The sequence below is a fragment of the Arhodomonas sp. KWT genome (genome assembly GCF_010993615.1).
The window spans coordinates 1-1,105 of sequence record NZ_WNXE01000537.1 but is presented as its reverse complement, the minus strand read 5'-3'; the positions used below and the strand labels follow the sequence as shown (position 1 = coordinate 1,105).

The 1,105-nt window shown below is 65.0% G+C and carries 3 protein-coding genes; all 3 read right to left on the bottom strand.

Annotation, left to right across the window (positions count from 1 at the left end):
* Positions 1 to 46: 46 nt before the first annotated feature.
* The 3 genes from G7A99_RS20525 to G7A99_RS20515 all read right to left on the bottom strand — a co-directional run bounded on the left by G7A99_RS20525 (position 47) and on the right by G7A99_RS20515 (position 870).
* Positions 47 to 193, bottom strand: a complete 147-nt coding sequence (locus tag G7A99_RS20525) for a hypothetical protein (RefSeq protein ID WP_163143720.1) — start codon at positions 191 to 193, stop codon at positions 47 to 49.
* A 27-nt stretch (positions 194 to 220) separates the two neighbouring features.
* A complete protein-coding gene (locus G7A99_RS20520) occupies positions 221 to 379 on the bottom strand; it encodes a hypothetical protein (protein WP_163143718.1) in 159 nt (52 codons plus the stop codon).
* A 158-nt stretch (positions 380 to 537) separates the two neighbouring features.
* Positions 538 to 870, bottom strand: coding sequence for a nucleotidyltransferase domain-containing protein (locus tag G7A99_RS20515; RefSeq protein ID WP_163143716.1), 333 nt, complete (start codon positions 868 to 870; stop codon positions 538 to 540).
* Positions 871 to 1,105 lie beyond the last annotated feature (235 nt).

Below are 1,105 nucleotides of genomic sequence, written 5' to 3'. Positions count from 1 at the left end.
CGTGCCTCGGGCATGGGGATCCGGTTCAACAGCGCCGTGCCCAGCGTCAAGGAGGCCCATCGCTGAGCCAGCCGCGGTCGGCCAGTGCCTGGAGCAGGCGGGTAGCGGTGTTCGTCAGCGTGGAGACGAATTCGTGGCCGGTCTGGAGGACGCTGGCGAGTACGGCGGCGTCCTCGATGTATTCGTCCACCATCTGGTTGCGGAGCTTGCGAAGGCGGAACTATTCGTCCGCCGATGGGACCAGCTCAAGTCGCTCGGCGCAGTCGAGGTTATCCAGGAGTGCCCCTTTGCGCTCCCCCAGGGCGGCGAGATAGGCGGGGAGCAGTTTGTCGCCGAGCATGTCCTGCAGGCGCGCAAAACGGCTGACGAACGCCTCCACGCGTTAGGCCTCGTCGATGTCGTTGTCGAGATCGCGTGCCCGCTCCGTGGAGAAGGGTCTGACGAACACGCGGCGGTCAGTCGTTACAAGGTGGTCGCTTTCCCGCTGGACGACCCTGGCGAGGAATTGAACGCGTTCGATATTGTCCGGCCGGGTCGTCATAGCTGTCGCCCTTCCTTCGCCGCCCGGGCATGAATGGTGCTGCGCTGCAGATTGGGGGCGCTGAGCACGACGTCGACCTCGCGCCCTCCGGTGAGCCGGGTTAGCCGGCCGGAAATCCCGGCCGCGAGCCAAGCCGGGTTCTCGACCGGCGTGTCGATTTCCACGAGCAGATCGATGTCCCCACCGCGACGATCGTCCCGCAATCGTGATCCAAACAGGAACACACGGGCATTGGGTTCGGCTTCTTCCCGGACGACCCTGCGAATCAGGGCAGCTGTATCGTCTGACAGACGCAAGGCGTAGATCTCCGGATGTGCTCCGTTGACCATTTAACAGATGGTAACCCGGCATGCGCCGGTGGGGTCGTTGTCCCGGTGGGGAATCGCATCGGGCAGGCGTGTCGCGTTTCCCCGATCTATCAAGGCAGTCGGCGCTGCCAGCGCCGCAGGACGGGATGTTGGCTGCCAGGAGCAGCCAACCTACGTAACCTGCCACCGCCGGGCCTGTGCGGTAGGTCGTGCGCCGCAGGCGTGCGACATTCCGGCTCGGTCATTGAGGACGTCG